This window comes from Halomonas sp. LMYGS-3, assembly GCF_059509875.1.
In genome coordinates, this window is record NZ_JCAKFQ010000038.1 from 20706 (window position 1) to 29618 (window position 8913).

Consider the following 8913-nt stretch of genomic DNA (forward strand, 5'->3'; position numbering starts at 1 on the left):
GCTCAGGCGTACAGGGGGTTGGGCTTTTCGGGGTCGATGCCGTATTTGGCGATGGCGTCCCGCACCTTGCCGCTCTTGAGCTGGCCCTCGTCGACCAGGGCCTGCAGCGCGGCCAGGGTGACGTAGTGACGATCCACCTCGAAATGGCGGCGCAGGGCCTCGCGGCTGTCGGAGCGGCCGAAGCCGTCGGTACCCAGTACCTCGTAACGCCGCGGCACGAAGGGCCGGATCTGTTCGGCGAACAGCCGGATATAGTCGGTGGCGGCGATCACCGGTCCTTCGCTGCCCTCCAGGCACGTCTCGACATGGCTCTTGCGGGGTTTCTTGCCGGGATGCAGCCGGTTCCAGCGCTTGACCGCGTGGCCGTCGCGGGCCAGTTCGTTGAAGCTCGGGCAGCTCCAGACGTCGGCCGCCACGCCCCAGTCGTCGCGCAGCAGGTCCACCGCGGCAATCACCTCGTTGAGGATGCTGCCGCAGCCCAGCAGCTGTACCCGCGGGCTCTTGGCCTTGGCCTCGGCCTGGCTGAACGCGTACATGCCCTTGATGATGCCCGCTTCGGCGCCCTCGGGAAGCGCCGGATGGCGGTAGTTCTCGTTCAGCGTGGTGATGTAGTAGAAGACGTTCTCCTGATCCTGGTACATGCGCTTGAGGCCGTCGCGCACGATCACCGCCACCTCGTAGTGGAAGGTGGGGTCATAGGCGATGCAGTTGGGAATGAACTGGGCGAACAGCTGGCTGTGCCCGTCCTGGTGCTGCAAACCCTCGCCGTTCAGGGTGGTGCGCCCCGAGGTGCCGCCGATCAAAAACCCCCGTGCCAGCATGTCGCCGGCGGCCCAGGCCAGGTCGCCGACGCGTTGGAAGCCGAACATGGAGTAGTAGACGTAGAACGGGATCATGGTGACCCCGTGGTTGCTGTACGAGGTGGAGGCGGCGATCCACGACGACATGGCGCCGTCCTCGTTGATGCCCTCCTGCAGGATCTGGCCCTTCTGGTCCTCCCGATAGGGCATGATCTCCTCGGCGTCCATGGGCACGTACTTCTGCCCTTCGGGGGCGTAGATCCCGATCTGCCGGAACATGCCCTCCATGCCGAAGGTGCGCGACTCGTCGGCGACGATCGGGGTCAGCCGTGGCCCCAGGGTCTTGTCCCGGGCCAGGGCGACCATGATGCGCACCACGGCCATGGTGGTGGACAGGGTGCGCTCCCCGGTGTCGGCCAGCACCTGCTTGAACATCTCCAGGGGCGGCGCCTCGAGCCGATCGCCGTTGCGCTGGCGCTGGGGCAGGTAGCCCCCCAGCGCCTTGCGCTGCCCATGCAGGAGCTGCATCTCGTCGCTCTCCTCGGGGGGCTTGAAGAAGGCCGCCTGGGTGACCTGCTCGTCACTGAGGGGCAGATCGAAGCGTTTCTGGAAGTGGCGGAGGTTGTCCTCACCCAGCTTCTTCTTCTGGTGGGTGATGTTCTGGCCTTCGCCGCCCTCGCCCATGCCGTAGCCCTTGACGGTCTTCATCAGCAGCACCGAGGGCTTGTCCGTGGTGTTGACCGCCGCGTGATAGGCCGCGTAGACCTTCTGCGGGTCGTGGCCACCGCGGATCAGCTTGTAGTAGATGTCGTCGTCCGACAGATGGGCGACCATCTCCTTGAGTTCCGGGTACTTGCCGAAGAAGTGCTCGCGGATGTAGCCGCCACCCTTGACCTTGAAGTTCTGGTACTCGCCGTCGACGCACTCCTCCATACGCTGGCGCAACAGCCCCTGGGTGTCCTTGGCCAGCAGCTCGTCCCAGCCCGACCCCCACAGGCACTTGATGACGTTCCACCCCGCGCCCCGGAAATTGCCCTCCAGTTCCTGGACGATCTTGCTGTTGCCCCGCACCGGGCCGTCCAGGCGCTGCAGATTGCAGTTGATCACGAAGATCAGGTTGTCCAGCTTCTCGCGGCTGGCCAGGGCGATGGCCCCCTGGGACTGGGGTTCGTCCATCTCGCCGTCGCCGAGGAACGCCCAGACCTTGCGCCCCTCGGTGTCGGCCAGCCCGCGGTGCTGGAGGTACTTCATGAACCGGGCCTGATAGATGGCCATGATCGGGCCCAGGCCCATGGAGACGGTGGAGACCTGCCAGAAGTCCGGCATCAGATAGGGGTGGGGGTACGAGGAGATCCCCTTGCCATCCACCTCCAGGCGGAAGTTCTCCAACTGCTCCTCGGAGAGCCGACCCTCCAGAAACGCCCGGGCGTAGATACCCGGAGCGCAGTGCCCCTGAAAGTAGATGATGTCGCCCCCGTGGCCGTCGCTGGGGGCCTGCCAGAAATGGTTGAAGCCCACCTCGTACATCACCGCCGAGGACTGGTAGCTGGCGATATGCCCGCCGGGTTCGGCGGGTTTCTTGTTGGCGCGCACCACCATGGCCATGGCGTTCCAGCGCAGGTAGGCGATCAGCCGCTGCAGCAAGGCTTCGTCGCCGGGCAGCTTGGCCTCCTTGTGAGGCGGGATGGTGTTCACATAGGGCGTGCGGGTGGTGTCCGGCGCCTCGGCCCCGGTCCGGTAGGCTTCTTCCACCGCCTTGTGCAGCAGGTAGGTGGCGCGCTCGGGGCCCACCCGTTCCACCACCACGTCGACGGCTTCCTGCCACTCCCGGGTTTCCTGGGGATCGAAGTCGTTGTAGTTCTCGAAGGCCATGGGGCGTCTCCCTTGGTTGGGTCGGAATTGTTCGAGTTATTGATCGGTCTGTGCCTCGACCACGGCGAAGGCGCTCATGTTGGCGATGCCCCGTGCGGTGACCGTGCGGTTGAGCACATGCACCGGCTTGGCGGCCCCCAGCAGGATGGGGCCCACCGAGACGCCGTTGCCCAGTACCTTCAGGGCGGAAAAGGCGATGTTGGCCGCGTCCAGGTTGGGCATGATCAACAGATTGGCCTCGCCCTCGAGCAGCGAACCGGGCAGGATGCGTCCGCGTACACCCATGGAGAGCGCCGAGTCGGCCTGCATCTCGCCGTCCACCACCAGATCCGGAGCGCGCTCCCGGATCAGCGCCAGTGCCTCGCGCATCTTGCCGGCACTAGCGAAGTCGGAGCTGCCGAAATTGGAGTGGGAGACCAGGGCGGCCCGGGGCGTGATCCCGAAACGGCGAATCTGTTCCGCGGCCAGCAGGGTGATCTCGGCGATCTGGCTGGCATCGGGATCGTAGTTGACGAAGGGATCGGCAATGAACAGCGTGGTCCGCTCGAGGATCAGCAGCTGCAGGGCGGCAGGCGTGCTGACGCCCTCGCGCAGGCCAATGACGTCCAGCACCAGGTCCAGGTGCTCGTGGTAGGTGCCCACCGGGCCGGCGATCATGGCATCCACCTCGCCCCGGCGCAGCAGCAGCGAGGCCAGGATGGTGGACCGGCTGCGGACGCGCTTCTCGGCGGCCTCCGGATGGACGCCACGCCGCCCCATCAGCTGGTGGTACTCGCCGGCCAGTTCGGCGTAGTCGGGATAGTCCTGGGCGTCGATCAGCTCGAAATCGACGCCGGGCGCCACCGGCAGGCCCAATTCCTCGATGCGGGCCTCGATGACCCCACGGCGGCCGATCAGCAGGGGTCTGGCATAGCCCTGACTGACACACACCTCCATGGCGCGCAGGACGCGCTCGTCCTCGCCTTCGGCGTACAGCAGGCGGAGGGGATTCTGTCGCGCCCGCTCGAACACCGGCTCCATCACGTTGCCGGAGCGGTAGACCAGGCGGGACAGCGAGCGGGCATAGGCGTCCAGGTCCGCGATGGGGCGAGCGGCCACGCCACTCTCCATGGCGGCCTTGGCCACCGCCGGCGGGATGGTGTCGATCAGGCGCGGGTCGAAGGGTTTGGGGAGGATGTAGTCCGGGCCGAAGGTCAGCGCCTGTCCGCCATAGGCCACCGCCACCGTCTCCGGCACCGTGGTGGTCGCCATGTCGGCGATGGCCTTGACGGTGGCCAGTTTCATCTCCTCGTTGATGGTGGTGGCGCCGCAGTCCAGGGCGCCCCGGAAGATGAACGGAAAGCACAGGACGTTGTTGACCTGGTTGGGGTAATCCGAGCGGCCGGTGGCGATCACCGCATCCGGGCGTACCGCCTTGGCGTCCTCCGGCATGATTTCCGGGGTGGGGTTGGCCATGGCCAGGATCAGGGGGCGATCGGCCATGGTCGCCACCATCTCCGGTTTGAGGGCGCCCCCGGCCGAGAGACCCAAGAAGACATCGGCTCCGTTGACGGCATCGGCCAGGGTGCGGGCCGCGGTCCGGGCCGCGTAACGCGCCTTGTAGGGATCCATGTCCTCGGTACGGTCGGTGTGGACCACGCCTGTGCGGTCGCAGACCAGGATGTTCTCCTTGCGTACCCCCAGGGACACCGCCAGGTCCAGGCAGGCCAGGGCCGCCGCGCCCGCGCCGTTGCAGACCAGGCGGATGTCGCCGAGCTCCTTGCCCACCACCCGCAGGCCGTTGAGCAGGGCGGCCCCCGAGACGATGGCGGTACCGTGCTGGTCGTCGTGGAACACCGGGATCTGCATCCGCTCGCGCAGGCGCCGCTCGATCTCGAAGCATTCCGGTGCCTTGATGTCTTCCAGGTTGATGCCGCCGAAGGTGGCCTCCAGGCCGGCGACGATCTCGATCAGCTTGTCCGGGTCGCGCTCCTCGATCTCGATGTCGAACACATCCACGTCGGCGAACTTCTTGAACAGCACGGCCTTGCCTTCCATCACCGGCTTGGAGGCCAGGGCGCCGATGGCACCCAGCCCCAGCACCGCCGTGCCGTTGCTGACCACAGCCACCAGATTGGCGCGGGCGGTGTACTCGGCCGCCATCAGGGGGTCGCGTTCGATCTCTTCGCAGGCCGCGGCCACACCGGGCGAATAGGCCAGAGACAGGTCCCGCTGGCTGGCCATGGGCTTGGTCGCCTGGATCGCCAGCTTGCCGGGGCGGGGGAATCGATGGTACTGCAAGGCGCTGTCGCGCAAATCGTCTGCCATGTGCTTTTCCTCGCTCGCTTTCACTCGCGGCGACAGCGGCGTCGATGACCGCTGCCGATCGCCTTCTCGAACTGCTGCCAGACCAGCTTCCACTGGCCGAGCTACAACTCCCTGTCCACCGCACTTGGCTCGATAAGCCTATAGGCAATGTAGAAGACATTAACGATAAACGGACGGTCAGCGGCGATGGGATGCCACGGCCTCGTCGCCGACGCCCACGGCATTGATCGGCTGGGGCTCGATATCATCCGATGGGCCGTGAGGTGGCGTTTCGCATGGTGGTTTTCCTGAATGCGGTTGTGATGGTGGGAGTCGGGCGCCTCGTGGGACGCATCAGCCCTCAGCATTCAGCAATCACTGCGCCAAAATGAAAAAACATAATTTATTTTCAATGATTTATGTGCGATTCATGCGACTTTAGTCGCAAGGGTGGCGACCGGGACTGGCTGGAGACTTGCACAATTCGGCGGGTCGGGTATGCGGATTCCCACACACCGACGGAAGAGAGACGGTACGCCCTCCAATGTCATGGCCTCGCGGTCACGGAAGGCGGCGTGAATCAGAACCCCGCGACGCCGGCCCGGGCCAGCCGTCGGGCCAGGGCCTGCACCTCGGGATGGGCGAAGAAGGCCACCAGGTCTCCGGCCCGCTCCGGCCCCACCCCCGGGCGGGTCTGCCAGCGTGACTCGTCGCGCGCGGCCAGCCCGTCCCAGTGCGTCTCCGCCCCCGCGTCGAGCCCCGCCGGCGGCCCCAGGGCCGACAGCCAGGCGGCGAAGGGGCGCTGCTGGGCTTCGTGGAAGGCCGCCACTAGTCGCTCGGCGCGGGCCTCGCCGAAGCCCGGCACCTCGACCAGCGCCGCGGGGTCGAGTGCCATCCAGGCCAGCAGGTCATCGAGCAGGCCGGCGTCGAGCAGCGCCTGCCAGGTCCCCGGCCCCACGCCGGGCAGGTCGAGCCCTTGCCGGCCGCCGAGCCAGGCCAGCCGCTCGAGGAACTGCCCCTCGCACCCCGGGGTCGGCCGCCAGCAACTCAGCGCATGGAACGCCGCGTCGTCGGGCGGCGTCACCGCCAACCGCTCACTCCCCCGCCACACCACGCCCTCGAGACGCGGGATGGTCAGCCCCGCCAGGGCAAAGGCGACCTGGTCGCCGGGGCGAATGTCCAGTTCGTGCCAGCGCGAGAGTGAACCGACGCTGACCCGGCGGATGACGCGGTCATCGAGCCGGACGGGGACCAGGTGCAGCAGTGGCGTGATGCGCCCGGTGCGGCCGACCCGAAACTCGACGCCGCGCACCTCGGCCAGCGCCTCCCGGAGCGGATGCTTCCAGGCCACGGCCCAGTCCGGCGGCTCGGCCCGCCACTGCCCGCCGGCTGGACGACCGCCCTGACGCAGCACCACGCCATCGGTGGCGAAGGGGAGCGGGCCCCGATACCAGGCCTCCCGCCAGCGCCGGACCTCGTCGAGGGCGCCAACCGGATGGGTCAGCGCCACGCTGTCGGCGAACCCCATGGCGGCGAGGCCCTCGAGACGCTCGCCCATGGTCGCCGGGCCGGTCGGCCAATCCCAGACGAAGAGTCCGATCCGCGCGGCGGCTTCCCCATCGAGCACCTCCCGGGCCATCAGGCCGGCCACCGCGCTGCGCGCCCCGGCACTGCCTCGCTCGGCCTGCACATGGTCCTCCAGCCGGAGGTAGAGTTCGCCCTGGAGCACGAGCGGCCCGCTTATCGCCAGCCGCTCGGGCACGGCGGGGAGGCGCCTGGCAGCCGGGGTCCAATCCTGGCCATGATGGCCATCGCCGCGACTGAGCGCCCTGACCAGCCGGCCCTGCTCGTAGACCAGGGTCACCGCCACCCCGTCCACCTTGGGCTGGATCCAGGCGTCGGTGCGGCGCCCCAGCCAGGCCCGCACCGCGTTCTCGTCCGTCAGCTTGGCCAAGCCCGTCTGGGGCACCGGGTGAGCGAGCTCGCCGCCCTCCCGGGGCGGCTCGGCCGTGGTGGCCGGCGACACCTCGGGAAAGCAGCGACGCCAGAGCTCGAAACGGCCCCGCGCCTGATCGTAGAGGTCATCGCTGACCGGCGACGCGCCATGGCGGTAATAGGCGTCGTCCCAGTCGGCCAGGCGGCGGGCCAGGGCGGTCAGCTCGCGATCGGCGCGAGCCGCTGACCAGGCGGGGCAGGCATCGGCCGGGCCCGATGCGGCCGGTGCCGGCGTGGCCAGCAACCAGATGACAAGACTCAGCAGGACAGGCATGGCGGGCATCCTCGACGAGGCGATGCCCTGACCATAGCAACAGGCCCCGCGCGGCGAAGCCGGCGGGGCCTGTCATCTGCTGTAGGCGATCGCCTACAGACCCGCGGCCTGGCGCAGGGCCTGGGCGCGGTCGAGCTTCTCCCAGGGGAAGGCGGTGAAGGCCTCGGTCTGCTCCTGGCCCCCATTATCGATCCAGGTATAGGAGGTCTCGAAGGGCTCGCGGCCGAAGTGGCCGTAGGCCGCGGTCAGGCGATACATCGGATGCAGCAGGTCGAGCATGCGGGTGATGGCGTTGGGCCGCAGGTCGAAGTGGTCGCGCACCAGCGCGACGATGCGCTGGTCGTCGATCCGGCCGGTGCCGAAGGTGTTGATCGAGACTGAGGTGGGCTCGGCCACGCCGATGGCGTAGGAGACCTGGATCTCGCACTTGTCGGCGAGCCCCGCGGCGACCAGGTTCTTGGCCACGTAGCGGCCGGCATAGGCCGCGCTGCGGTCGACCTTGGACGGGTCCTTGCCGGAGAAGGCCCCGCCGCCGTGGCGCGCCATGCCGCCGTAGGTGTCGACGATGATCTTGCGACCGGTCAGCCCGCAGTCGCCCACCGGGCCGCCGATGACGAACTTGCCGGTAGGGTTGATGTGAAAGCGGGTCGACTCGGAGAGCCACGCCTCGGGGATCACCTGCTCGATGATCTCGCGCTTGACCATCAACCGCAGTTCCTCCTGGTCGATGCCCGGGTCGTGCTGGGTCGAGAGCACCACGGCGTCCACCGCGCAGGGCTTGCCGTTCTCGTCGTAGCGGAAGGTCACCTGGCTCTTGGCGTCCGGGCGCAGCCACGGCAGCAGGCCGTGCTTGCGCAGCTCGGCCTGACGCTCCACCAGGCGATGGGCATAGTGGATCGGCGCCGGCATGTAGGAGTCGGTCTCGTTGGTGGCATAGCCGAACATCAGGCCCTGGTCGCCGGCGCCCTGGTCCTCGGGCTTGGCCCGGTCGACGCCCTGGGCGATGTCCATGCTCTGCTTGCCAATCAGGTTGAGCACACCACAGGTCTCGCCGTCGAACCCGACATCCGACGAGGTATAGCCGATGTCGGTGATCACCCGCCGCACCAGCTCCTCGAGATCGACCCAGGCCGACGTGCTGATCTCGCCGGCGACGATGGCCACGCCGGTCTTCACGAGGGTCTCGCAGGCCACCCGGGCGTGCTTGTCGCGGGCGATGATGGCATCGAGGACGGCATCGGAGATCTGGTCGGCGATCTTGTCCGGATGGCCCTCGGAAACGGACTCGGAAGTGAACAGGGAGTACTCGCTCATGGCGTCCTCGACCCTTCTTGTAACGGCAATAGGCAGTCGCGAAGTCTACACTCTACCGTTCTCTGCCGACACCCGCCATTTGATGCCGAACGCCAAGTCGGCGACAATAGGTGCCCGATTTCGATCGCGCCGCCCCGTCCCGCGGCGTCACCCAGCCAGCGCGCCTACCCGGCCAGCCCCCTTGGCCCGGCGGTGCCATTGCTTATTCTGCCGCAGGCGAGGAGCTACCCCATGCCGTCCCGTTTCGAACTGGCCAATGCCATCCGCGCCCTCTCCATGGACGCCGTCCAGAAGGCCAACTCCGGCCATCCCGGTGCGCCCATGGGCATGGCCGATATCGCCGAGGTGCTGTGGAATGATCACCTCAAGCAC

At 67.8% G+C, this 8913-nt stretch carries 5 protein-coding genes; 1 reads left to right on the plus strand and 4 read right to left on the minus strand.

Features of this window, described 5'->3' with window-relative positions; genetic code table 11:
* Positions 1–2: 2 nt before the first annotated feature.
* The 4 genes from aceE to metK all read right to left on the minus strand — a co-directional run bounded on the left by aceE (position 3) and on the right by metK (position 8541).
* Positions 3–2672 carry a pyruvate dehydrogenase (acetyl-transferring), homodimeric type gene (gene aceE / locus AC5W54_RS20835; protein WP_495964017.1) on the minus strand — a complete coding sequence of 890 codons (2670 nt, stop codon included), beginning with the start codon at positions 2670–2672 and terminating at the stop codon, positions 3–5.
* A gap of 36 nt (positions 2673–2708) precedes the next feature.
* A complete protein-coding gene (locus tag AC5W54_RS20840; RefSeq protein WP_495964018.1) occupies positions 2709–4979 on the minus strand; it encodes an NADP-dependent malic enzyme in 2271 nt (756 codons plus the stop codon).
* A 559-nt stretch (positions 4980–5538) separates the two neighbouring features.
* Complete coding sequence (gene ligB, locus AC5W54_RS20845) at positions 5539–7227, minus strand: NAD-dependent DNA ligase LigB (RefSeq protein WP_495964019.1); 1689 nt, start codon at positions 7225–7227, stop codon at positions 5539–5541.
* 93 nt (positions 7228–7320) lie between these two features.
* Positions 7321–8541: a methionine adenosyltransferase gene (gene metK / locus AC5W54_RS20850; RefSeq protein ID WP_495964020.1), complete on the minus strand. Its 1221-nt coding sequence runs from the start codon at positions 8539–8541 to the stop codon at positions 7321–7323.
* Between the two features lie 231 nt (positions 8542–8772).
* Between metK and AC5W54_RS20855 the strand changes: the two genes are divergently transcribed.
* On the plus strand, positions 8773–8913 hold a 141-nt coding region (locus tag AC5W54_RS20855), incomplete at its 3' end, for a thiamine pyrophosphate-binding protein (RefSeq protein WP_495964022.1).